This is a genomic window from Pseudomonas sp. NPDC087612 (assembly GCF_044743505.1).
Classification (GTDB): domain Bacteria; phylum Pseudomonadota; class Gammaproteobacteria; order Pseudomonadales; family Pseudomonadaceae; genus Aquipseudomonas.
In genome coordinates this window covers 1-23,051 of record NZ_JBIUWO010000004.1, presented here as the reverse complement: position 1 = coordinate 23,051, position 23,051 = coordinate 1, and the positions used below count along the sequence as shown (strand labels likewise).

Sequence of the window (23,051 nt, the reverse complement as noted above, 5' to 3'; positions counted from 1 at the left end):
ATTTTTTTTTTTTGGGCTTGGTCGCCGATATGCGGGGTTATTGTGTGGGCTCCCCCCGGCGCCCCCCACTTTTTGGGGTTTTTTTGGGGGGGGGGGGGGGGGCGGCGACCCGACTTGACCCGCGATGGCGTCGGCATTGTTTATTTCAGTACCCGATAAGTACTCTGCACAAAGCCGCTTTCAAAGGTGGTGCTGCGCATATGCTGCAGCGTCACGTCCTTCGCCAGAGTCCCGAACAGCGGGATACCGCTGCCCAGCAACACCGGTATGCGGGTGATGGTCAGTTCATCCAGCCGGCCTTCGCGCAAGAAGCTCTGAATCACCTGCCCGCCATCGAGGTACAGGCCCTTGGCGCCTGTTTCATTCAGGTGCTCGACCAGGTCGGCGACCGGCCCCGGGTGCACTTCAACGCCATGCTGCATATCGGCCTGCTGCAAGGTGCTGCTCAGCACCACCACACGCTTGTGCGGATACGGCCACTCGCCAAAGGTCAGGACCTTCTCGAAGGTGTTGCGGCCCATGACCAGGGTGTCGATGGTGGCCATGTACGCCGCATAGCCGTGATCGTCACTGGAGCTGGTGGCAACCATCAGCCAGTCCAGCTCACCGCTCTCACGGGCGATGAAGCCATCGAGGCTGGTGGCGATGTACACGGAGGTTTTCAGGGGCACGGCGCAACTCCTTTGCAGGAAATAGCCGGATAGTATCAGCCAGGGCGCAGAAACGAAAAAAGGGCACCTTTTGCAAGGTGCCCTTCTTTCTGAAGATGGTCGGGGTAAGGGGATTCGAACTCCTGACATCCTGCTCCCAAAGCAGGCGCGCTACCGGACTGCGCTATACCCCGGTAAAAAAAAAGGCTCCGATTAAGGTGCCTTTTTTTATGGCTGGCTGCTAATGGCAAACCAACCTTTTAAGATTTGAACCCAGCGTACCGGATTCAAAAATGGTGGGTCGTGTAGGATTCGAACCTACGACCAATTGGTTAAAAGCCAACTGCTCTACCAACTGAGCTAACGACCCTAAGATGGTCGGGGTAAGGGGATTCGAACTCCTGACATCCTGCTCCCAAAGCAGGCGCGCTACCGGACTGCGCTATACCCCGGCTTGAAATTTGGCTCCGCGACCAGGACTCGAACCTGGGACCCAATGATTAACAGTCATTTGCTCTACCGACTGAGCTATCGCGGAACTATCAATTTCAATTACAACAGTGCTGCAATTTCGAGTGCTGTATCACTACCGCTTCGAACTCTTCGACCTTGTGCATCGCTGCGTTCATGTCTCTGAGGCGCGCTATTCTACAACCTTCAAAACCCTTGTCAACCCCTAATTTGCATTCAACTTACTGATTTGCAACTTTTTTTCAGATTCCCAATTTTGCCGGGAAGCTGCGGGGCGACATACAGCGGGGCGCACTTTACAAGCACTCGAGAAAAAATGCAAAGAAAAAAGGCCTCGAAATTCGAGGCCTTAGCGTAACCCGCCGAAAACTCAGGCGAAGACGATCTCTTCGCCCTCGACCTTCGCCGTGATGGCGCTGCCTGGCAGGAACTGGCCCGACAGGATCAGCTGCGCCAACGGGTTCTCGATCCAGCGCTGGATCGCCCGTTTCAGCGGCCGTGCGCCATAGACCGGGTCGTAACCGACGGCGATCAGTTTATCCAGCGCCTCGGGGCTCAGCTCAAGGCTCAGCTCACGTTCGGCCAGACGGCTGCGCAGGCGGCCGAGCTGTATCTGGGTGATGCCAGCAATCTGCTCGCGACCCAGCGGTTCGAACACCACCACTTCGTCGATCCGGTTGATGAACTCCGGCCGGAAGTGCGAACCCACGGCATCCATCACCGCCGCACGCTGCGCTTCACGATCACCCACCAGCTCCTGGATCTGCGAAGAGCCCAGGTTGGAGGTCATGACGATCACGGTATTGCGGAAATCCACCGTCCGCCCGTGGCTGTCAGTCAGGCGACCGTCTTCCAGCACCTGCAGCAACACGTTGAACACATCCGGGTGGGCCTTCTCGACCTCGTCCAGCAGCACCACCGCATAAGGTTTGCGCCGCACGGCTTCGGTCAGGTAGCCGCCCTCTTCATAGCCTACGTAGCCTGGTGGAGCACCGATCAGGCGAGCCACGGAGTGTTTCTCCATGAACTCGGACATGTCGATGCGCACCATGGCCTCTTCAGTGTCGAAGAGAAACTCCGCCAGCGCCTTGCACAGCTCGGTTTTACCGACACCGGTCGGGCCGAGGAACAGGAACGAGCCGCTCGGGCGGTTCGGGTCCGAAAGGCCGGCACGCGAACGGCGCACGGCGTTGGACACTGCCACCACGGCTTCTTCCTGGCCGATCACCCGCTCGTGCAGCAGGCTTTCCATCTTCAGCAGTTTTTCCCGCTCGCCTTCGAGCATCTTCGACACCGGGATGCCGGTCCACTTCGACACGACTTCGGCGATCTCTTCTTCAGTCACCTTGTTACGCAGCAACTGGTTTTCTGCCTTGCCGTGCTGGTCGACCATCTGCAGGCTGCGCTCCAGGTCCGGGATCACCCCGTACTGCAGCTCGGCCATACGGCTGAGGTCGCCCTTGCGCCGGGCCGCTTCGAGCTCCTGACGCGATTGCTCGATTTTCTGCTGGATCTGCGCCGAGCCTTGTACTTCGGCTTTTTCCGAGGTCCAGATCTCTTCCAGGTCAGCGTACTCGCGCTCGAGCCGGGCGATCTCTTCGGTGAGTTTCTCCAGGCGTTTGAGCGCGGCCTCGTCGTCCTCTTTCTTCAGCGCCTGGGACTCAACCTTCAGTTGAATCAGGCGGCGCTCCAGGCGGTCGAGCACTTCCGGCTTGGAGTCGATCTCCATGCGGATGCGGCTGGCCGCTTCGTCGATCAAGTCGATGGCCTTGTCCGGCAGCTGCCGGTCAGTGATGTAGCGATGGCTGAGCTTGGCCGCGGCGATGATCGCGCCGTCGGTGATCGCCACCTTGTGGTGCACCTCGTAACGCTCTTTGAGGCCACGCAGGATGGCGATGGTGTCTTCTTCGCTCGGCTCTTCTACCAGCACCTTCTGGAAACGCCGCTCAAGCGCTGCGTCCTTTTCAATGTACTGGCGGTACTCGTTCAGCGTAGTGGCGCCGACGCAGTGCAGTTCACCACGGGCCAGGGCCGGCTTGAGCATGTTGCCGGCGTCCATCGAGCCTTCGCCTTTACCGGCGCCGACCATGGTGTGCAGCTCGTCGATGAACAGGATGATCTGCCCTTCCTGCTTGGACAGCTCGTTGAGCAAGCCTTTGAGACGCTCTTCGAACTCACCGCGAAACTTGGCACCGGCAATCAGCGCGCCCATGTCCAACGACAGCAGGCGCTTGCCTTTAAGGCCGTCCGGCACTTCACCATTAATGATGCGCTGGGCCAGGCCTTCGGCGATGGCGGTCTTACCGACGCCAGGCTCACCGATCAGCACCGGGTTGTTCTTGGTCCGGCGTTGCAGCACCTGGATGGTCCGGCGGATTTCATCGTCACGGCCGATCACCGGGTCAAGCTTGCCGTCTTCGGCGCGCTTGGTCAGGTCGACGGTGTATTTGTCCAGGGCCTGGCGCGACTCTTCGGCGTTGGGGTCATTGACCGCCTCGCCGCCGCGCAGGTTGCTGATGGCATTCTCCAGGGCCTTTTTGCTCACGCCCTGGCTGAGCAGCAACTTGCCAAGCTTGCTGTTCTCGTCCATGGCCGCCAGCAGCACAAGCTCGCTGGAGATGAACTGGTCGCCCTTCTGCTGGGCCAGGCGGTCGGCCTGGTTGAGCAGACGCGCCAGGTCCTGGGACATGTTGACGTCGCCGGTCGGGTTCTGGATTTTCGGCAGCTGGTCGAGCTCTTTGCTCAACGCCTTGCGCAGGCTGTTGACGTCAAAGCCGACCTGCATCAGCAACGGCTTGATCGAACCGCCCTGCTGATCGATCAGGGCCTGCACCAGGTGCGCAGGCTCGATGGCCGGATGGTCCATACCCACGGCCAGGGATTGGGAATCGGATAATGCTAATTGCAGCTTGCTGGTCAAACGGTCTATTCGCATGGGTTACCTTCCTTTATGGGCAGGTCGGAGCGATGGACACACCTGATGAAGAAAAACCTGCCAGAGATACCACTGTAGATAAGGGTGATTCTGGAAGATTCAAGCTAGGCGGGCTTGATCCAGGTCAGCGCGCTGCCAGCCAGACCAGCGAAGCGAAGCGGCCACCCTGCGGGGTGCGCCGATAAGAATAGAAGCGCGGGTCGCTGACGGTGCACAAGCCACCACCATAGACGGCATTGACGCCGCGCGCTGCAAGGCGCAGGCGGGCCAGCTGGTAGATGTCGGCCATCAGCTTGCCGGGCTGGGCACCGGGCACGAAGGCCTGGGCAGTTTCCGGATGAACGGTCGTGAACGCATCACGAACCTCAAGGCCGACTTCAAAGGCTTGCGGGCCAATCGCCGGGCCCAGCCACACCAGCACCTCTTCGGGCGGCAGTGCCAAGCGCTTCAGGGTCGCCTCCAGCACACCGTTGGCTAGCCCGCGCCAGCCCGCGTGGGCGGCGGCTACGCGGGTGCCGGCGCGGTCGCAGAACAGCACCGGCAAGCAGTCGGCGGTCATGACCGTGCAGGCAATGCCGGGGGTATCGCTGTAGCTGGCATCAGCCTCGGCAATAACGCCAGGGTCGGCATCGGCTACAACTACGCCATGCACCTGCTTGAGCCAGGCCGGCTGGATGCCGAACTCGGCGGTCAGGCGCCGGCGGTTCTCGGCCACCGCTGCTGGCGCATCGCCAACATGGTCACCGAGGTTGAAACTTTCATAGGGCGGCAGGCTGACCCCGCCGCTGCGCGTAGTGACGCAGGCGCGCACCCCGGCTGGCGCAGGCCAGTCCGGGAACAGCAGCGCTTGCGTCAGCTCGCTCATCCGACGAACGCCTCGCGGTCCTGCTTGAGCAGCGACAGCAGCCAGACGAAGTCGTCCGGCAGCGCCGATTCCCAACCCATGCGCTCGCCGGTCACCGGGTGATCGAGCTCCAGGAAGCGTGCATGCAGGGCCTGGCGCGGGAAGGTCTTGAGCGCGTCGACCATGGTCAGGCTGGCCGCTGGCGGAATGCGGAAGCGCCCGCCGTAGACCGGGTCGCCGACCAACGGGAAGTTGACGTGGGCCATGTGCACGCGAATCTGGTGGGTACGCCCGGTTTCGAGCTTGACCCGCACGTGGGTGTGCGAGCGGAAGCGCTCCAGTACGCGATAGTGGCTGACCGCAGGCTTGCCGCCTTCGGTGACCGCCATGCGCTGGCGCTGACCGCCGTGGCGACCGATCGGCGCGTTGATCTTGCCGCCGGCCGTGACCACACCGATCACGATGCATTCATAGATGCGGCTGACGCTGCGGCTTTGCAACTGGGCAACCAGCTGGGTCTGCGCCTGGATGGTCTTGGCCACCACCATCAGACCGGTGGTGTCCTTGTCCAGGCGGTGGACGATACCGGCGCGCGGCACGTTGATGATGTCCGGCACGTGGTGCAGCAGGGCATTGAGCAGGGTGCCATCGGCGTGGCCCGCAGCCGGGTGGACCACAAGCCCGGCAGGCTTGTTGATCACCAGGATGTGGTCGTCTTCATAGACGATATCCAGCTCGATGTCCTGGGCCACCCACTCGCCCTGGGCTTCCTGCTCGGCATCGAGCGCCAGCAGCGCACCGCCGTGGACGATATCGCGCGGACGCAGGACAGCGCCATCGACCGTCAGGCGCCCCTCCTTGATCCAGGTGGACAGGCGCGAGCGCGAGTGCTCAGCGAACAATTGGGCGGCGACTTGGTCGAGGCGTTGCCCGCCCAATTCGGACGGCACCTCTGCGCGAAGTTGAATGATCTCGGACATGCTCGAATCAGCGGGCGGCACAGCCTTTGGTTTCGACTGCGCGCTTGTGGTTAAATACGACGTCTTTTGCCCCGAGGGTTGCATCGGGGTGCTCATCATAACAGGACGGCCACGCCCAAGACAGCGGCCGTCATAGGGACGCAAGCCGCCATGCAAGTGAAACACCTGCTGCTGATCGCCATCCTCGGACTGACCGCTGCTTGTTCTTCGAAGGAAGTCGTCGACGAAAACCTGAGCGAAGCCGAGCTGTACCAGCAGGCGCAGGCCGACCTGGACAACCACAGCTATACCAGCGCCACAAGCAAGCTCAAGGCTCTGGAATCGCGCTATCCGTTCGGCCGCTACGCCGACCAGGCCCAGCTCGAGCTGATCTACGCGAACTATAAAAACGCCGAACCGGAGGCTGCCAAGTCTGCCGCCGAGCGCTTCATTCGCTTGCATCCGCAGCATCCGAACGTCGACTACGCCTACTACCTCAAGGGTCTGACCTCGTTCGACCAGGACCGCGGCCTGCTGGCGCGCTTCCTGCCGCTGGACATGACCAAGCGTGACCCGGGCGCTGCCCGCGACTCGTACAACGAATTCGCCCAGCTGACCAGCCGCTTCCCCAACAGCCGCTATTCGCCTGACGCCAAGCAGCGCATGATCTACCTGCGCAACCTGCTGGCTTCCTACGAAATCCACGTGGCCGACTACTACCTGACCCGTCAGGCCTATGTCGCTGCCGCCAACCGTGGCCGCTATGTAGTAGAGAACTTCCAGGAAACCCCATCGGTCGGCGACGGCCTGGCGGTGATGACCGAAGCCTACATGCGCCTGCACCTGGACGAACTGGCGGCCACCAGCCTGGAGACCCTCAAGCTCAACTACCCGGACCACCCGAGCCTGGTCGATGGCCAGTTCGTGCCGCAGCAGAACGAAGCCGACAACCGCTCGTGGCTGTCCAAGGCCACCCTGGGCCTGATCAATACCGCCCCGCCGCTGCCGCCGGGTGAAACCCGTGCCAACCAGGACGTGGTGAAGCAGTACCAGGACGCCAAGGACGCGATCCCGCAAGAGCTGCTGCCTAAAGATGCCAACAGTGACGTCATCGAAGAAGAAAACCACGAAGCGGAAGGTAACAACGAAGACCGCTCCTGGTTCAGCTACATGACCTTCGGTGTGTTCGACTGAGCCATCGTGTAAAAGATAAAGGGAGGCCAAGGCCTCCCTTTTTTCATGCCCGAGCCCTAGACTGAAGGCTCTTCACTGACAAAGCTGGACACCATGGTTCGCCTACTTTTCTGGATTGCCCTGATTGCTGCTGCCTTCTGGCTGTGGCGCAAGTTCAAGGCCAGCAATGCTGCTGGGCAAAACAACAGCCTCGAAGACCCGCTGAAGATGGTCCGCTGCGCCCATTGCGGCGTACATTTGCCCAGTGACCGGGCGCTGCATCGCGGGGCGCAGTGGTATTGCAGTCAGGCGCATCTGGAGCAGGGGCCTGGGGCGCAGCGCTGATTGCGCGGCGCCTGCATCGCGGGGCAAGCCCGCCCCTACCAGATTGTAGGAGCGGGCTTGCCCCGCGATGAGCCCTAAAGAGCAGCCACCCGCCCAGCCGGTGCATATGGCGCCGGATCAATGATTGGCTCACGCCCCAGCAACAAATCCGCAAACAACTGGCAGGACGCCGGCGCCAGCACCAGGCCATTGCGGTAATGCCCGCAGTTCAGCCACAGCCCGGCATAGCCCGGCACCTCGCCGATGTACGGAATGCCCTCAGGCGAACCCGGCCGCAGCCCCGCCCAATGGGCCACCGGGGTGGCGTCGGCCAGCGCCGGCAGCAGCTCCACCGCCGATGCCTTGAGGCTTTCCAACGCTTCGTCGGTCGGGGTCTTGTCGTAACCGGCATGCTCCAGGGTACTGCCCACCAGAATATGCCCGTCGCGCCGCGGGATCGCATAACGCCCCTTGGCCAGCACCATGCTCGGCAAAAAGTCTTCGGCGCACTTGTACAGGATCATCTGCCCTTTCACCGGCTCCACCGGCAGCTCCAGGCCCAATGGCCGCAGCAAGTCGCCGCTCCAGGCGCCAGCCGTCAGCACCACGCGATCGGCCGGAATCGGCCCGGTTGCAGTCTCGACCCCGGTGATGCGCTCGCCCTCACGGCTGAAGCCGGTGATTTCGCACTGCTCGCGAATGCTCACGTTCGGCAGCGCCAGCAAGGCGGCCTTGAGTGATTTGACCAGGCGTGGATTACGCACGTTGGCAACCCCGGCCATATAGATGGCGCGGCGGAAACCGCCGCCCAGCACCGGCACCGCGTCATAGGCCGCCGAGATATCCACAGTACTTAGCGGCCGTCCTTCGCGCTTGGCCCAGGCCAGGGCTTCGGCTTCGTCGTCGAGGTCCAGCCAGTACAGGCCGGTGGTGTGCACTTCAGGGTCAACCCCGGTGCTGGCGAACAGGCGCTCGCCCAGCTGTGGATAAAAATCCTGCGACCAATGCGCCAGGGCCGTTACCGCCGGGCTATAGCGCCACGGGTACAGCGGCGAGACGATGCCGCCGCCAGCCCAGGAAGACTCCTGGCCGAGCGCGCCACGGTCACACAGCACCACCTGCTCGACCTCGGCCGCCAGGTTGAACGCTGTCAGCAGGCCGATTACCCCGCCACCGACAATCACTACTTGCTTGGTCATGTATTGATCCAACGTCTGAAGTAAACCTCAGCCACCCCAACAGCCGCGGCCGCCATCAACGGCGCCGGGATTGCGGCGCACACCGGCCTGGTCGAGTTCGAAATCGGCGCAGCGGTCACTGTTCATCAAACCACCGCCAATGCGCCGGGCGGTAAGGGTGAATGACGTCGAAAGACGAACGGCCTGCAGCCGGTAGTGCTCGGTCCCGGGCGCCAATGGGGTGACCAGGGCTTCGCTGTCGGCGTACTGGCCGCTGCGGGCATAGTGACGTTCGAGCAGTTGCGCGCTTTCGAACAGCAACCCGGCGATTTCCGTGCGTGCGGCCTTGCGGACCTGTTCGCTGTAGCTGGGATAGGCAATGCCCGCCAGAATGCCGACCACGGCGACGACAAGCAACAGTTCAATCAGGCTCAAACCTTTCTGCAGGGTGGACATAAGTCGAACTCCTAGTGAAGCTGGCGCCAGAGAATGCGCCTGGGTGGCTGGGCGCCCTCTTCTACAGCCTGTGCATAAACGCTTTCGAGCACGCTGCGCCCTGCCCCGGCGTGGCTGACGGCGGTGATCCGGTACAAGGTAACGGACAGGTTGGCGGGCCAGTGCGCGGCGTGGGTACTCTGGCCAAGTTTCTGTACCAGGTGGAAGCCGCTGGCGCCGCCTTGCCAGCTCAGGCCGGAGGTCGGCCCTTCGCCGCGGTAGACGCCAGGCGCCCGCACCCGTGCAGCTTCCGGCGGCGGTAAACAGTAACTGCACGGCAACACGCCCGACACGCTCGACTCACCTAGCAACAAGGTCTGCTCCGCGTGCTCGAAGCCTTGCAGGGTTGCCTGCAGGTTGCCGGCCATGCGTTCCTGCAGGGTGGCGCTGACCATCGCCGAGACGCCGAGCACACCCAACATCCCCAGCAACACCAGGCTGACCAGCAGGATCACCCCACGCTGGCCACCGGGCCTAGCCATTGCGCAGGGCCACTGTCAGTTGATACTGCTGCGGCCTTACCCGCGCCAGCGGGTCAAGCAAGGTCAGGCTCAGGCGCAGGCCGGCGATGCCGTTAGTGCCTTGACTCAGGATGTCGACGTGCAGCTCACCAAGGTTGTCGATCAGCGGCGCATAGCTGGCGCCGCTGCCGAGCATCAGGCTGGTGCCATCAACGCGATAGGTCTGGCGTCGTATCGGTATCGCGAAGTGCCCGGCCGGCGCCGCCTGGACATCGGGATAGACCCGCGCCTGGCTTATGCAATCGGTGACCAGCGTCCAGTTCGGCCGCCCACCGGCGCCAGCGACTTCGGCGCTGATCAGGCTCAATTGCTGCAATTGGCCGTCCGCTGCGCGGATTACCTCCAGCGGTTGGGCAAACGCCTGTGCCGAGGACGGGTTCACATGGCTGATTGCATCCGCACGCAAGCAGCCGAACATGCCGCTCATGCGAATATCCTGGGCCATGCGCTGCAACGCCAGGCGCGCGTCTTCCTGAAGTTGTGCGGCGATACCCTGAGCCTGCCAGTTCGAAGTGGCCGCCAGAAACAGACGGCTGACACCGAGCAGCAGCACCAAGCCGAGGCTGAGGGCCAGCAACACTTCGACCAGGCCGACGCCGGCTTGCCGGGTCATCGGCCTGGCCCTGCGTTGATGCGCGCTTGTTCGAGCGCGCCATGCTGCAGATACGCCGCCTGAGTACTGTGCAAGGCACTGTCGGTGGCCTGCAGCGCCCGCACTTGCGCAGCCGCTGCAGCAAACACACCCAGCCCCAGCACCAGCATGGCCAGCAGCACCTCGAGCAAGCTCATTCCTTGTTGCCGTCCGCCATCCATGGCGCCATACCTCCTGCGACTTTTCCCCAGCACTTTGCCAACCCGCCCGACTGGACGCTGCGGTGCGCCGGCCTGACTCTATAGAAGCACTTCCAGGGAGGAATGCACGGTGAAGCAACAGGGCGTAACACTGATACAAATGATGTTCGCGCTAGCGCTGGTGGGGATGCTCACGCACATCAGCCTGCCGGCCTACAACACCATGAGCAGCGGGCTACAACAGCACGCCGCCGCCAAGGACCTGGCCCAGGCCCTGCGCACCGCACGCAGCGAGGCCTTGCTGCGCAACCAGGTGGTTCGCCTGCAGGCGCTGGAAGACAACTGGAGTAATGGCTGGCGCATGGTCGTGGAACAGGATGGCCCACTGCTGCTGTACGAACAGCGGCTTGAGCGGGTGAGTATCGTCGGCAATCAGCCGGTGGCCCGGCAAGTGCGCTTCAGCGGGCTGGGGGTACCCTTGCACACGGGGGGAGCGTTTCAGGCCGGGACGCTGTTCATTTGCCAGCGCCCCGATCCTTACAGCCAGTACCGGGTGGTACTGGCGCACACAGGCCGGGTCAGCCTGCGTGAGGAGCCCGGCGAGCAGCCGCTGTGCGCGGCGGGCGGGTCAGATCAGTGAGCGTACGCGCAGCTCTTTGGGCATCGAGAAGGTGATGTTCTCTTCGCGGCCATCAAGCTCTTCGGCACCCGTGGCACCCCAGGCGCGCAGTTGCTCGATCACGCCACGCACCAGCACCTCGGGGGCTGAAGCACCGGCGGTGATACCAATGCGCTCAACACCATCGAACCAGCTTTTTTGCAGGTCTTCGGCGCCGTCGATCAGGTAGGCCGGGGTCGACATGCGCTCGGCCAGCTCACGCAGGCGGTTGGAGTTGGAGCTGTTCGGGCTGCCGACCACCAGGACCACGTCGCATTCGTTGGCCAGCTGCTTGACCGCATCCTGGCGGTTCTGGGTGGCGTAGCAGATGTCGTCCTTGCGCGGCCCGCCGATATTCGGGAAGCGCGCGCGCAGGGCATCGATCACCCGGCTGGTGTCGTCCATCGACAGCGTGGTCTGGGTGACGAAGGCCAGTTTGTCCGGGTCGTTGACCTGCAGGCTGGCAACATCCTCCTCGTCTTCGACCAGGTAGATGGCGCCACCGTTGCTGGTGTCGTACTGGCCCATGGTGCCTTCGACTTCCGGGTGGCCTTCGTGGCCGATCAGGATGCACTCGCGGCCGTCACGGCTGTAGCGCGCCACCTCGATATGCACCTTGGTGACCAGTGGGCAGGTCGCGTCGAATACCTTCAGGCCGCGCCCCGCCGCTTCCTGGCGCACGGCCTGGGAAACACCGTGGGCGCTGAAGATGACGATGACGTCGTCCGGCACCTGGTCGAGTTCTTCGACAAAAATCGCCCCGCGCGCGCGCAGGTCTTCGACCACGAACTTGTTGTGCACCACTTCGTGACGCACATAGATCGGCGGGCCAAACACTTCGAGGGCACGATTGACGATCTCGATCGCCCGGTCCACACCGGCACAGAAGCCACGGGGGTTGGCGAGTTTGATTTGCATGGCAGGCTCCAGGCTCACAGGGCCTTGACCGCGAGGATTTCCACCTCGAAGTTCAGGGTCTTGCCGGCCAGTGGATGGTTGAAGTCGATGGTCACCTGGGCATCATCGAAGGCTTTCACCACACCGGGCAATTCGGCGTTGGCGGCGTCGTTGAAGATCACCAGCAGGCCCTCGGACAACTCCATGTCCTGGAACTGCGAACGCGGCATGACCTGCACGTTCTGTGGGTTTGGCTGGCCGAAGGCGTTTTCCGGGTTGACGGTCACGGTGCGCTTGTCGCCGCTCTTGAAGCCGAACAGCGCCGCTTCGAAGCCCGGCAGCAGATTGCCGTCGCCGACCTTGAACACCGCCGGCGCCTTGTCGAAGGTGCTGTCGACGGTGTCACCGTTTTCCAGGTGCAGTGCGAAGTGCAGGGTCACTTCGGTGTTCTGGCCGATACGGGTCTCAGTCATGGACGGGTTCTCCGGACTTTTTGCTCTTGAACATATCCAGCGCCAGCATCACCGCACCCACGGTAATGGCGCTGTCGGCCAGGTTGAAGGCCGGGAAGTACCAGCGGTTCTGCCAGTGCACGAGGATGAAGTCGACTACGTGGCCGAGCACGATGCGGTCGTACAGGTTGCCCAGCGCCCCCCCCAGCACCAGTGCCAGGGCGACGGCCAGCCAGGTCTCGTTGCGCCCCAGGCGCTTGAGCCAGACCACCAGCACGGCACTGACCACTATGGCGATCAGGGCGAACAGCCAGCGCTGCCAGCCGGAGCTGTCAGCCAGGAAGCTGAAGGCGGCACCGGTGTTGTAGGCCAGGGTCCAGCTGAAGTAGTCGGGAATGACCACGATCTGCTGGTACAGGCTCAGCGCGCCCTCGAAGTAGAACTTGCTGGCCTGGTCGAGGACCAGGACCAGCACGCTCAGCCACAGCCAGCTGAGGCGCCCGAAGCGCCCCACACCAGGGTTAGGCATAGTGGCGCACCTCGCCTTTGCCGCCGATGTTGTCGGCGCAACGGGCGCAGATTTCCGGGTGCTCCGGGTTCGCGCCGACGTCCGCGCGGAAGTGCCAGCAACGACCGCACTTGGCGTGGCCGGACTTGACCACTTTCAGCTTCAGGCCCGGGACTTCGGTCTCGACCGCATCGGCTGGCGCCTGGGCGAATGGCGCAACGCTGGCCGCCGAGGTGATCAGCACGAAGCGCAGCTCGTCGCCCAGCTTGTTCAGGTCGGCGCTCAGGGCGTCGTCGGCGAACAGGGTGACTTCGGCTTGCAGGTTGCCACCGATGGCCTTGGCCGCACGCTGGTTTTCCAGTTCTTTGTTGACCGCGGTTTTGGCGGCCATGATGCGTTCCCAGTAGGCGCGACCCAGCTCGAAGCCTTCCGGCAGCTCGCTCAGGCCTTCATACCAGGTGTTGAGCATCACCGACTCGTTGCGTTCGCCCGGCAGGTACTGCCACAGCTCGTCGGCGGTGAACGCCAGGATCGGCGCGATCCAGCGCACCAGCGCTTCGCTGATGTGGTACAGCGCGGTCTGGCAGGAACGACGGGCAACACTGTTGGCGCCAGTGGTGTACTGACGGTCCTTGATGATGTCCAGGTAGAAGCCGCCCAGCTCCTGCACGCAGAAGTTGTGGATCTTCGAGTAGACGTTCCAGAAGCGGTATTCGCCGTAGTGCTCTTCCAGCTCGCGCTGCAGCAGCAGGGTACGGTCGACCGCCCAGCGGTCCAGCGCCAGCATGTCTTCGGCCGGCAACAGGTCGCGGGCCGGGTCGAAGCCGGACAGGTTGGAGAGCAGGAAGCGCGCGGTGTTGCGGATACGCCGGTAGGCGTCGGCGCTGCGCTGCAGGATCTGCTCGGAAACCGCCATCTCGCCGGAGTAGTCGGTGGCCGAAACCCACAGGCGCAGGATGTCGGCACCCAGGGTGTCGTTGACCTTCTGCGGCTCGATGGTGTTACCCAGCGACTTGGACATCTTGCGACCGTTCTCGTCGACGGTGAAGCCGTGCGTCAGCAGCTCGCGGTACGGTGCGTGGTTGTCGATGGCACAACCGGTCAGCAGCGAGGAATGGAACCAGCCGCGGTGCTGGTCGGAACCTTCCAGGTACAGGTCGGCGCGCGGGCCGGTTTCGTGGCCGATGCTGTGCGAGCCACGCAGCACGTGCCAGTGGGTGGTACCGGAGTCGAACCAGACGTCGAGGGTGTCGGCGATCTTGTCGTACTGGCCGGCCTCGTCACCGAGCAGTTCGGCGGCGTCGAGCTTGAACCAGGCTTCGATGCCTTCTTTCTCGACACGCTTGGCCACTTCTTCCATCAGCTCGACGGTGCGCGGGTGCAGCTCGCCGGACTGCTTGTTGAGGAAGAACGGGATCGGTACGCCCCAGTTGCGCTGACGCGAGATGCACCAGTCCGGACGGTTGGCGATCATCGAGTGCAGGCGCGCCTGGCCCCAGGCCGGGACGAACTTGGTCTCTTCGATGGCCTTGACCGCACGCTTGCGCAGGGTGTCGCCGTTGTCGGGCTGCTTGTCCATGCCGACGAACCATTGCGCGGTGGCGCGGTAGATCAACGGAGTCTTGTGGCGCCAGCAGTGCATGTAGCTGTGGCTGATGGTTTCGGTGTGCATCAGCGCACCGACTTCCGAGAGTTTTTCGACGATGGCCGGGTTGGCCTTCCAGATGAACTGGCCGCCGAAGAATTCCAGCGACGGCACGTACACGCCGTTGCTCTGCACCGGGGTGAGGATGTCGTCGTTGACCATGCCGTAGCGTTTGCAGGTGACGAAGTCGTCTTCACCGTAGGCTGGCGCGGAGTGCACCACACCGGTACCGGCGCCCAGCTCGACGTAGTCGGCCAGGTATACCGGCGACAGGCGATCGTAGAACGGGTGACGGAAGTTGATCAGCTCAAGCGCCGAGCCTGGCGCGGTGGCGATCACCGAACCTTCCAGCGAGTAACGCTTCAGGCACGACTCGACCAGCTCTTCAGCCAGCACCAGCAGCTTGTCGCCGGTATCGACCAGGGCGTACTTGAACTCCGGGTGGACGTTCAGCGCCTGGTTGGCCGGGATGGTCCACGGGGTGGTGGTCCAGATCACGATCGAGGCAGGCTTGGCCAGCGAAGCCAGGCCGAACGCGGCGGCCAGCTTGGCCTCATCGACCACCGGGAAGGCGACGTCGATGGTCTGCGATTTTTTATCGGCGTACTCGACCTCGGCTTCGGCCAGGGCCGAACCGCAATCGAAACACCAGTTGACCGGTTTCAGGCCCTTGAACACGAAGCCGTGCTTGACCATTTCGGCCAGCGCGCGGATTTCACCGGCTTCGTTGGCGAAGTTCATGGTCTTGTAGGGGTTTTCCCAGTCGCCCAGCACACCCAGGCGGATGAACTCGGTCTTCTGCCCTTCGATCTGCTCGGCGGCGTAGGCGCGGCACAGCTCGCGGGTCTGGTCGGCGCTCAGGTGCTTGCCGTGGGTCACTTCGACCTTGTGCTCGATCGGCAGGCCATGGCAGTCCCAGCCCGGGACGTACGGGGCGTCGAAACCGGACAGGGTCTTGGAGCGGACAATCATGTCCTTGAGAATCTTGTTCAGCGCATGACCGATGTGGATCTTGCCGTTGGCGTAGGGCGGGCCGTCGTGCAGCACGAACTTCGGACGATCCTTGCCAATTTCGCGCAGCTTCTGGTACAGGCCAATGCTGTCCCAGCGCTGCAGGATCTGCGGTTCGCGCTGTGGCAGGCCGGCCTTCATCGGGAAGGCGGTGTCCGGAAGGTTTAGCGTGGCTTTATAGTCGGTCATTTCAGGCTCTTCGTTAGCGGTTGACCGTGCCAATGGGCACGTGCGGCGGCGATATCCGCATCGATCGCCGACTTCAGCGCCTCCAGGGAGGCGAATCGCTGCTCTTCACGCAGCTTGTGGTGGAATTCCACCGTCAGACGCCGGCCATAGAGATCGCCGGCAAAATCCAGAAGATGTACTTCCAGGTGGGCTTTGCCATCACCTGAAACGGTGGGCCGTACACCAATGTTGGCGACGCCCGGCCAGTTCTTGCCATCGACCTCGACGCTGACCAGGTAAACCCCGGTAAGCGGTACCCGATGGCGCTTGAGCTGGATGTTGGCTGTCGGGGTACCCAGCTGGCGTGCCAGCTTCTGCCCGTGCAGCACGCGCCCGCGGATGCGGAACGGCCGCCCCAGCAAACGCTCGGCCAGGGCGAAATCGGCATTGGCCAGGGCATCGCGCACTTGCGTGCTGCTGACCCGCAGGCCATCGAGTTCGACGGTTTGCGCCGCTTCGACGGTAAAGCCCTGAAGGATACCGGCCTGCTCGAGGAAGTCGAAGTCGCCAACCCGGTCGCAGCCAAAGCGGAAATCGTCGCCCACTTCCAGGTGCTTCACGCCCAGGCCATCGACCAGGATGGTGTCGACGAACTCGGCGGCGCTGAGCTTGCTCAGGCGCTGGTTGAACGCCAGGCACAGCACCCGGTCGACACCGGCGGCGGCCAGCAGGGCGACCTTGTCGCGCAGGCGCGCCAGGCGTGCGGGCGCAGTGTCGGGGGCAAAGTATTCACGCGGCTGTGGCTCGAAAATCACCACGCAGCTGGGCACGCCCAACTCGTCCGCTCGCTCACGCAGGCGCGCCAGGATTGCCTGGTGGCCGCGGTGAACACCGTCGAAGTTGCCAATAGTGGCGACACAGCCCCGGTGCTGGGGGCGCAGGTTGTGGAGGCCTCGAACCAGCTGCATAACGCGCTTCTTGCTCATAAAGTGGTCGATTATAACCACACCCGGGCGCTGACGACAGGCAGCAGCGTCACCCCGTGGCGTGGAATGTGTAAAACCGACGTCTGACCGCCGTTACGCCTTAATGCAACGCCTTGCGGGCGAAGTCACGCGGGCGGAATCCGAACAGCAGCAGACAGCCGAAATAGGTCACGACTCCGGCCAGGATCAGCGCGCCAAGGCGCAGAAAGCGCTCAAGCATCTGCCCTTCGGCCCAGGCCGGCATGTAGTGCATGCCCACCAGCAACACCGCCGACATCAGCAGCACTGCCACCACCAACTTGGCGAGGAACTTGGCCCAGCCCGGTTGTGGCTGGAACAACTGCTGCTGGCGTAGCTTCCAGTACAGCAGGCCGGCGTTCAGGCAGGCGCCGAGGCTGATGGCCAGGGCCAGGCCGGCGTGCTGCAGGTGGCTGATGAAGGCCAGGTTGAACAGCTGGGTGCAGACCAGGGTGAAGATGGCGATCTTCACTGGAGTACGAATGTTCTGCTGGGCGTAGAAGCCAGGGGCCAGGACCTTGACCAGGATAATCGCCAGCAGCCCGAGGGAATAGGCAATCAGCGCACGCTGGGTCATGGCCGCATCGAAGGCGCTGAATTTACCGTATTGGAACAACGCCACGGTCAGCGGCTCGGCCAGGATCGCCATGGCCAGGGTGCAGGGCAGCACCAGCAAAAAGCACAGGCGCAGGCCCCAGTCGAGGATCCGCGAGTATTCGTGCCGGTCGCGGTTGGCGTAGGTCTTGGCCAGGGTGGGCAGCAGGATGGTACCCAGGGCTACACCCAGCACTCCGGAAGGCAGCTCCATCAGGCGGTCGGCGTAGTACATCCACGACACCGAACCTGCGACCAGGAACGAGGCGAAGATGGTGTTGATGATCAGCGAGATCTGGCTTACCGAAACCCCGAGGATCGCCGGCAGCATCTGCTTGAGCACTCGCCATACACCGCTGTCGCGCAGGTTCAGGCGCGGCAGCACGAGCATGCCGATCTTCTTCAGGTGCGGCAGCTGGTACAGAAGCTGCGCCAGGCCGCCAGCCAGCACGCCCCAGGCCAGGGCCATGATCGGCGGGTCGAAATATGGCGTGAGGAACAGGGTAAAGCCGATCATCGCCACGTTGAGCAGGGTCGGCACGAAGGCCGGCACCGAAAAGCGGTTCCAGGTATTGAGGATGGCGCCGGCCAGCGATGACAGCGAGATCAGCAATATATAAGGAAAGGTCACCCGCAGCAGGTCGGTGGTCAGCTGGTATTTTTCTGTGCTGTCGACAAAGCCTGGGGCTGTTACCCACACCACCCAGGGCGCGGCGAGGATACCCAGGGCGGTGACCAGGGCCAGCACCAGGGTCAGCAGGCCACTGACATAGGCGATGAAGGTGCGGGTCGCCTCCTCGCCTTGCTGGGTCTTGTATTCGGCCAGAATCGGCACGAACGCCTGGGAAAACGCGCCTTCGGCAAAGATGCGCCGCAGCAGGTTGGGCAGCTTGAAGGCAATGAAGAAGGCGTCTGTGGCCACGCCGGCACCGAATACCCGCGCCAGGATGGTGTCGCGGACAAAGCCCAGCACCCGCGAGATCATGGTGATGGAACTGACCGCGGCCAGGGATTTAAGAAGATTCATCGAAAGTTTTTCACGCCTGAGGATAAAGGGCTGTGCCGCAACGCGCCCAGTTGTGCGATACTCCGCGCCGCAACGCAAGCAGAGCAAAAGCTCCCGAGTTTACAGGTCGTACCGCAGAAGGGAATCACTCCCTTGTACAGAACGACCACTCAGCGGAACCATGCAAGTGCCCTTGACAACCGATCAACTCATCGGCATGATTCGCGGCCTATTTTGTTTGCTATTTACCAAGTCTTTCGAGGAGCTCGACGGTGGCCAACTCACCTTCCGCCAAAAAACGTGCAAAACAGGCTGAGAAGCGTCGCAGCCACAACGCCAGCCTGCGTTCCATGGTTCGTACCTACATCAAGAATGTAGTTAAAGCCATCGACGCAAAAGACGCCGAAAAAGCGCAAGCTGCTTACACTCTGGCTGTTCCAGTTATCGACCGTATGGCCGATAAAGGTATCATCCACAAGAACAAGGCTGCTCGCCATAAAGGCCGTCTGAATGGCCACATCAAGGCGCTGAAAGAAGCTGCAGCTGCCTAAGCGACATGCTTGTTGAAAAACCGACCCTAGGGTCGGTTTTTTATTGCCTGTGATTTGTGTTGCGGGCAGAAAAGCATCGCGGGTCAAGCCCGCTCCTACAAGTTTGTGTAGGAGCGGGCTTGACCCGCGATGGCTAGCGACTACTTACCAATCTGAATCTTCGGTGCCCACTGCAGCCATTCATCCTCGGCCTTGTCGAACAGGGCGAAGGTCTGCTGCGGCCGCACCGGATTGCCCATCCTCTCGCCGTCTGGCGTGGCGAAGGCGATGCCGCCTTCTATCAGGGTCTCCAGCGACTCGGTACGCACCGTCGCGCCCTTGAACAGGCCGATATCGAAGCCGAAGCCGCTGCTGTTCCAGAAACGGCTACCGCCACGCACCAGCGCTGCATACTTGGGCTCGATCAGAATATGGATCAGTACCCGGTCGGCGGTCTGGCCCAATTCAAATCCGGTGACCTTGCCGACCGGAATCTCGCGGTAGGTAACCGGTACGCCCGGCTTGATCGAACCCCGCCGCGCAGCACTGAGCACCAGTGACAACCCGGCTTCACGCTCGGAGAAATCCGGCGCCTGGGGCAAGGCATTGAAGTTGAGCTGCGGCCCCGTGCTTCTGACTGCCGGCTGCACTTCCAGGTACTGGCCGGTGACCAGGGTTTCCAGGTTGGCGGTCTTGACGATGCCCAGGGCCGGCTTGACCACCCAGAACTGCGTACCTTCGCGGGCGATACGCTCCGGCACTTCGGTGATCCGCGCCTTGAGTAGCACCGCCTGCAAATCATTGGTCAGGTCGACCTGTTCGACTTTGCCGACATCCAGGCCCTTGAAGCGAACCGGCGTGCCAACCTTGAGGCCGTCTGCGCGATCGACGCGGATGGTCACCGTGGTACCGCTGCGGTTGGCCGCTTCCTGGCTTTCATTGAGGCGGAAGAACGGAATGCGGCGCTTGAGCTTCACATTCGGGATCGGTGTGTCGAAGGCGATACCGCCAGCCATCAGGCTCTGCAGCGATTCACTCTTGATCTGGATGCCCGACAGACCGCCGCTCAAGGTAATGCCGCTGGCATTCCAGAAGCGCGTCGAACCGTTGACCAGGCCGGCGTACTCTTTCTCGATATGCACACCGATCAGCAGGCGCTTGCTCTTCTTCGAGAACTGGTAGCTCTGCACCGTACCGACCTTGACCTGGCGGTAGAGGATCGGGCTGCCGACTTCCAGCGAGCCAAGGTTGTCGCTGTACAGCACCAGGTGCAGGCCGGGCGCCTTGAGGTCCAGCGGCGGTGCCTTGGCTCGCGCCTCGAACTCGCGCTGCGGCGTCGCGCCCTTGTCGCCCGGGCGGATGGCAATGTAGTTACCCTTGACCAGCGCTTCCAGGCCGGTAATACCGGCGAGGGAGATCGATGGCTTGACCACCCAGAACTGCGTACCATCGACCAGGTAGTCTTCGGCCAGCGGATCGAGGGTCAGCTCGGCCATGGCACTGGCCAGGTCGGGATCAACCTTGAGGGTCTTCAGCGAGCCGACCTGGATGCCTTTGTACATCACCGGGGTACGCCCGGCCTGCAGGCCCTCGAAGTCGCTCAGCTTGACCTTGACGCGAATCCCGGCCTGGGCCGCATCGAAGTCTTCGTACAAGCGAAACGGCAGGTTCGGATCGGTGGGCGGGCTGTCCTTGCGGTGCTCGGGGGTGGCGAAGGCAATACCGCCAGCGACGATGCTGGCCAGCGACTCGCTGCGTACCTTCACCCCGGAGAGGTTGGCGTCGATGCTGATGCCGCTGGCATTCCAGAAGCGCGTATGTTTGCGCACCAGGTCGGCGTAGGCCGGCTCGATGAACACCTTGATCTCGACCGTGCCCTGGTCTTCGGCGAGGCGATAGCTCTTCACCCGGCCAACCTGGATCTGCTTGTAGAACACCGGGCTGTCGCGGTTGAGCGAACCCAGGCGGTCGGCCTTGAGGGTCAGGTGCAGGCCCGGCTCGCTGTCGGACAGGGGCGGCGCTTCATCCAGTGCCTTAAAGCGCTTGGTCGGCTCGCCCTGCCCCGGGCTGACGGCGATGTAGTTGCCCGATACCAGGGTTTCCAGGCCGGTGATCCCGGCCAGGCTGACACTCGGCTTGACCAGCCAGAAGCGCGTACCGGTGTTCAGGTGCGGCTCGGCCTCCTTGTTCATTTCGATGGTGGCGATGACCCCGGTATTGCTGCCCTTGGCATCCAGCACCAGCTCTTTCACCTTACCGACCGACATGCCCTTGAAGACCACTTCGGTCTTGTTGGCGACGATACCTTCACCGCTCTCAAAGCGGACCTGGATGTTCACACCTGACTCGCGATAGGCCTGCCAGCCAAGCCAGCCACCAATCACCAGGGCGATCAGGGGCAATATCCATATGGCCGACCAGTTCGAAGCTGGGCGGGTTTTAGCCGTAGGCAAATCACTCATGGTCGTCATCCGACTCCGTGTTATCCCAAATCAGTCGGGGATCGAAGGTTACTGCAGCGAGCATCGTCAGAATCACCACACTGGCGAAGGCGACGGCGCCCAGATTGGCTTCGACACTGGCGATCCTGCCGAAATTCACCACCGCCACCAGAATGGCGATCACGAAAATATCCAGCATCGACCAGCGTCCGATGAATTCGATGAAGCGGTACATCAGGATCCGTTGCCGGGCCGACAACGGTTGGTGGCGCTGCACCGAATAGAGCAGCAGGGCAATGCCGACCAGCTTGAAAGTCGGCACCAGAATACTGGCGATGAACACTACCGCGGCGATCGGCAGCATGCCGTGCTTCATCAGGGTGATGACGCCGGACATTATTGTGTCCGGGCTACCCTGCCCCAGAGCACTGACGGTCATGATCGGCAACACGTTGGCCGGGATGTACAAGATTGCCGAAGTAATCAGCAACGCCCAGGTTCGCACCAGGCTGTTTGGCCGCCGGGCGTGCACCACTGCACCACAGCGGGTGCAGGTTTGCGCGTCACTGTCCGGCTCCTGGCGATTCAGTTCATGGCATTCGCCACAAACCAGAATCCCGGCATCAATCGCACGCATGCAGGTCTTCCCCCGATAAAGCACTCCATATCTGGTGGGGCGACATCACCACCTCCAGCCACACCTGCACCAACAACAAACTGATAAAGCAGGCCAGGCCCAGGCCGAGGCTGAGCTCAGCCAGGTCGACCAGCTTGACCATCGCCACCAGCACGCCCATGAAATAGACCTCGAGCATGCCCCAATCGCGTAGATGGTGATAAATCCGATAAAGCAATAAACCGTAACTGCGACCAACGTTCAGGCGAATGCTCAATAGCACTGCCAGCTGGCACAACAGTTTGAGCAAGGGAATCGCCATGCTGCAGAGAAACACCACCACCGCTACGCCGCGCATACCGGTGTTGTACAGCCCGACCACGCCGCTCCAGACCGTATCGTTGGAGGTTTGCCCCAGCAGGTGCAGTTGCATGATCGGCAGGAAGTTGGCCGGTACGTATAGCAGCAAGGCGGCCAGCACCAGGGCCAGGCTGCGCTGGACCACATTGTGTCGATGGGCGTAGAGCTCGTAGCCACAGCGCGGGCAGTGGGCCTTTTCGTCTTGCTTGAGCACAGGCTTGCGCATCAGCAGGTCGCATTCGTGACAGGCCACCAGGTCTTCCAGGGGCAGGTCGGCGAGCTGATGGGGGTCGGCAGGTTCTGACATAGTGAACTTCTGAGTCAACGCGAGGGCGCTATTCTAACCGATGTAGGAGCGGGCTTGCCCCGCGATACCCTTCTGTCAACCACATCGCATCGCGGGGCAAGTCGAGGCGTCGCACCGCCGTTCGCACAGACGCCAGAAAGACAAAACCCCTACCTGCATGCGCAGATAGGGGTTTCGGAATTTAATCTTGACGATGACCTACTCTCACATGGGGAAACCCCACACTACCATCGGCGATGCATCGTTTCACTGCTGAGTTCGGGATGGGATCAGGTGGTTCCAATGCTCTATGGTCGTCAAGAAATTCTGTTGCCAGAAGGTCTTGTTAGACACTCCAGCGAATCGGGTATGTGATGTTTGTGAGTTACAAATCTTCGGCTGTGCAGTCTTCACAACACCGCAATCTGGTCTTCGACGCAAATTGCTTGGGTGTTATATGGTCAAGCCTCACGGGCAATTAGTATTGGTTAGCTCAACGCCTCACAGCGCTTACACACCCAACCTATCAACGT

22 protein-coding genes, 4 tRNA genes and 2 rRNA genes are annotated in these 23,051 nt (G+C 62.2%); 4 read left to right on the top strand and 24 right to left on the bottom strand.

Translation table 11 applies throughout. The annotated features are described in order from the left end of the window. Positions 1–140: 140 nt before the first annotated feature. The 8 genes from ACIOVF_RS08965 to rluD all read right to left on the bottom strand — a co-directional run bounded on the left by ACIOVF_RS08965 (position 141) and on the right by rluD (position 5,880). On the bottom strand, positions 141–671 hold the full coding sequence (locus tag ACIOVF_RS08965) for a dihydrofolate reductase family protein (protein WP_052676553.1): 531 nt from the start codon (positions 669–671) through the stop codon (positions 141–143). 96 nt (positions 672–767) lie between these two features. Beyond that, positions 768–844: transfer RNA gene (locus ACIOVF_RS08960), tRNA-Pro, on the bottom strand. 100 nt (positions 845–944) lie between these two features. Then, positions 945–1,020: transfer RNA gene (locus ACIOVF_RS08955), tRNA-Lys, on the bottom strand. 5 nt (positions 1,021–1,025) lie between these two features. Further along, a tRNA-Pro gene (locus ACIOVF_RS08950) sits at positions 1,026–1,102 on the bottom strand. 10 nt (positions 1,103–1,112) lie between these two features. Beyond that, positions 1,113–1,188, bottom strand: a tRNA-Asn gene (locus ACIOVF_RS08945). A gap of 303 nt (positions 1,189–1,491) precedes the next feature. Next, complete coding sequence (gene clpB / locus ACIOVF_RS08940) at positions 1,492–4,056, bottom strand: ATP-dependent chaperone ClpB (protein WP_045200814.1); 2,565 nt, start codon at positions 4,054–4,056, stop codon at positions 1,492–1,494. Positions 4,057–4,180: 124 nt separating this feature from the next. Continuing rightward, complete coding sequence (gene pgeF / locus ACIOVF_RS08935) at positions 4,181–4,921, bottom strand: peptidoglycan editing factor PgeF (RefSeq protein ID WP_045200812.1); 741 nt, start codon at positions 4,919–4,921, stop codon at positions 4,181–4,183. Further along, the gene (gene rluD, locus ACIOVF_RS08930) at positions 4,918–5,880 is read right to left on the bottom strand and encodes a 23S rRNA pseudouridine(1911/1915/1917) synthase RluD (protein ID WP_038998723.1); all 963 of its coding nucleotides are present in this window, start codon (positions 5,878–5,880) and stop codon (positions 4,918–4,920) included. The genes pgeF and rluD overlap by 4 nt, the downstream gene beginning before the upstream one ends. A gap of 150 nt (positions 5,881–6,030) precedes the next feature. On the opposite strand from rluD, the gene ACIOVF_RS08925 reads away from it, so the two are divergent. Beyond that, the gene (locus ACIOVF_RS08925; protein ID WP_401288873.1) at positions 6,031–7,053 is read left to right on the top strand and encodes an outer membrane protein assembly factor BamD; all 1,023 of its coding nucleotides are present in this window, start codon (positions 6,031–6,033) and stop codon (positions 7,051–7,053) included. Positions 7,054–7,146: 93 nt separating this feature from the next. Beyond that, positions 7,147–7,377, top strand: coding sequence for a PP0621 family protein (locus tag ACIOVF_RS08920; RefSeq protein WP_038998721.1), 231 nt, complete (start codon positions 7,147–7,149; stop codon positions 7,375–7,377). 74 nt (positions 7,378–7,451) lie between these two features. On the opposite strand, the gene thiO is transcribed toward ACIOVF_RS08920, so the two are convergent. From thiO to ACIOVF_RS08895, 5 genes are read right to left on the bottom strand one after another with little or no spacing between them, the layout of a single operon-like run. Beyond that, positions 7,452–8,555, bottom strand: a complete 1,104-nt coding sequence (gene thiO, locus ACIOVF_RS08915) for a glycine oxidase ThiO (protein WP_401288870.1) — start codon at positions 8,553–8,555, stop codon at positions 7,452–7,454. Between the two features lie 27 nt (positions 8,556–8,582). Then, positions 8,583–8,981, bottom strand: coding sequence for a type IV pilin protein (locus ACIOVF_RS08910; protein WP_093387269.1), 399 nt, complete (start codon positions 8,979–8,981; stop codon positions 8,583–8,585). A 20-nt stretch (positions 8,982–9,001) separates the two neighbouring features. After that, positions 9,002–9,511, bottom strand: coding sequence for a PilX N-terminal domain-containing pilus assembly protein (locus tag ACIOVF_RS08905; protein ID WP_401288868.1), 510 nt, complete (start codon positions 9,509–9,511; stop codon positions 9,002–9,004). After that, a complete protein-coding gene (locus ACIOVF_RS08900) occupies positions 9,504–10,163 on the bottom strand; it encodes a PilW family protein (protein WP_401288865.1) in 660 nt (219 codons plus the stop codon). The genes ACIOVF_RS08905 and ACIOVF_RS08900 overlap by 8 nt, the downstream gene beginning before the upstream one ends. Next, positions 10,160–10,363, bottom strand: a complete 204-nt coding sequence (locus ACIOVF_RS08895) for a prepilin-type N-terminal cleavage/methylation domain-containing protein (RefSeq protein WP_045200800.1) — start codon at positions 10,361–10,363, stop codon at positions 10,160–10,162. The genes ACIOVF_RS08900 and ACIOVF_RS08895 overlap by 4 nt, the downstream gene beginning before the upstream one ends. Before the next feature lie 142 nt (positions 10,364–10,505). Here ACIOVF_RS08895 and ACIOVF_RS08890 point away from each other — a divergent pair, with 142 nt between their 5' ends. Next, entirely contained in the window at positions 10,506–10,982 is a 477-nt protein-coding gene (locus tag ACIOVF_RS08890) for a GspH/FimT family protein (protein WP_275560509.1), read from the top strand. Here ACIOVF_RS08890 and ispH read toward each other — a convergent pair. From ispH to murJ, 6 genes are all read right to left on the bottom strand, one after another. Beyond that, positions 10,971–11,918, bottom strand: a complete 948-nt coding sequence (ispH, locus tag ACIOVF_RS08885; protein ID WP_045200796.1) for a 4-hydroxy-3-methylbut-2-enyl diphosphate reductase — start codon at positions 11,916–11,918, stop codon at positions 10,971–10,973. The two genes, ACIOVF_RS08890 and ispH, sit on opposite strands and share 12 nt — an antisense overlap. A 14-nt stretch (positions 11,919–11,932) precedes the next feature. Then, positions 11,933–12,370, bottom strand: a complete 438-nt coding sequence (gene fkpB, locus ACIOVF_RS08880) for an FKBP-type peptidyl-prolyl cis-trans isomerase (RefSeq protein ID WP_045200794.1) — start codon at positions 12,368–12,370, stop codon at positions 11,933–11,935. Next, positions 12,363–12,878, bottom strand: a complete 516-nt coding sequence (lspA, locus tag ACIOVF_RS08875) for a signal peptidase II (protein WP_045200792.1) — start codon at positions 12,876–12,878, stop codon at positions 12,363–12,365. The genes fkpB and lspA overlap by 8 nt, the downstream gene beginning before the upstream one ends. Further along, positions 12,871–15,702: an isoleucine--tRNA ligase gene (gene ileS / locus ACIOVF_RS08870; RefSeq protein WP_045200790.1), complete on the bottom strand. Its 2,832-nt coding sequence runs from the start codon at positions 15,700–15,702 to the stop codon at positions 12,871–12,873. The genes lspA and ileS overlap by 8 nt, the downstream gene beginning before the upstream one ends. Then, a complete protein-coding gene (ribF, locus tag ACIOVF_RS08865) occupies positions 15,699–16,649 on the bottom strand; it encodes a bifunctional riboflavin kinase/FAD synthetase (RefSeq protein WP_045200788.1) in 951 nt (316 codons plus the stop codon). Before ribF ends, ileS begins: the two co-directional genes overlap by 4 nt. A 118-nt stretch (positions 16,650–16,767) precedes the next feature. Beyond that, on the bottom strand, positions 16,768–18,306 hold the full coding sequence (gene murJ, locus ACIOVF_RS08860; protein ID WP_045200785.1) for a murein biosynthesis integral membrane protein MurJ: 1,539 nt from the start codon (positions 18,304–18,306) through the stop codon (positions 16,768–16,770). Between the two features lie 251 nt (positions 18,307–18,557). Between murJ and rpsT the strand changes: the two genes are divergently transcribed. Then, positions 18,558–18,836, top strand: coding sequence for a 30S ribosomal protein S20 (rpsT, locus tag ACIOVF_RS08855; protein ID WP_010220592.1), 279 nt, complete (start codon positions 18,558–18,560; stop codon positions 18,834–18,836). 140 nt (positions 18,837–18,976) lie between these two features. Here rpsT and ACIOVF_RS08850 read toward each other — a convergent pair whose 3' ends face one another. The 5 genes from ACIOVF_RS08850 to ACIOVF_RS08830 form a co-directional block, all read right to left on the bottom strand. Next, the gene (locus ACIOVF_RS08850; protein ID WP_401288857.1) at positions 18,977–21,277 is read right to left on the bottom strand and encodes an MlaD family protein; all 2,301 of its coding nucleotides are present in this window, start codon (positions 21,275–21,277) and stop codon (positions 18,977–18,979) included. Beyond that, positions 21,270–21,893 (bottom strand): paraquat-inducible protein A, encoded by a 624-nt coding sequence (locus ACIOVF_RS08845; protein ID WP_010220589.1) that lies wholly within the window; start codon positions 21,891–21,893, stop codon positions 21,270–21,272. The genes ACIOVF_RS08850 and ACIOVF_RS08845 overlap by 8 nt, the downstream gene beginning before the upstream one ends. Beyond that, complete coding sequence (locus ACIOVF_RS08840; RefSeq protein WP_045200780.1) at positions 21,880–22,539, bottom strand: paraquat-inducible protein A; 660 nt, start codon at positions 22,537–22,539, stop codon at positions 21,880–21,882. The genes ACIOVF_RS08845 and ACIOVF_RS08840 overlap by 14 nt, the downstream gene beginning before the upstream one ends. 185 nt (positions 22,540–22,724) lie before the next feature. Beyond that, positions 22,725–22,840 (bottom strand): 5S ribosomal RNA (gene rrf / locus ACIOVF_RS08835). Positions 22,841–22,975: 135 nt separating this feature from the next. After that, positions 22,976–23,051 (bottom strand): 23S ribosomal RNA (locus tag ACIOVF_RS08830); the annotation flags it as partial.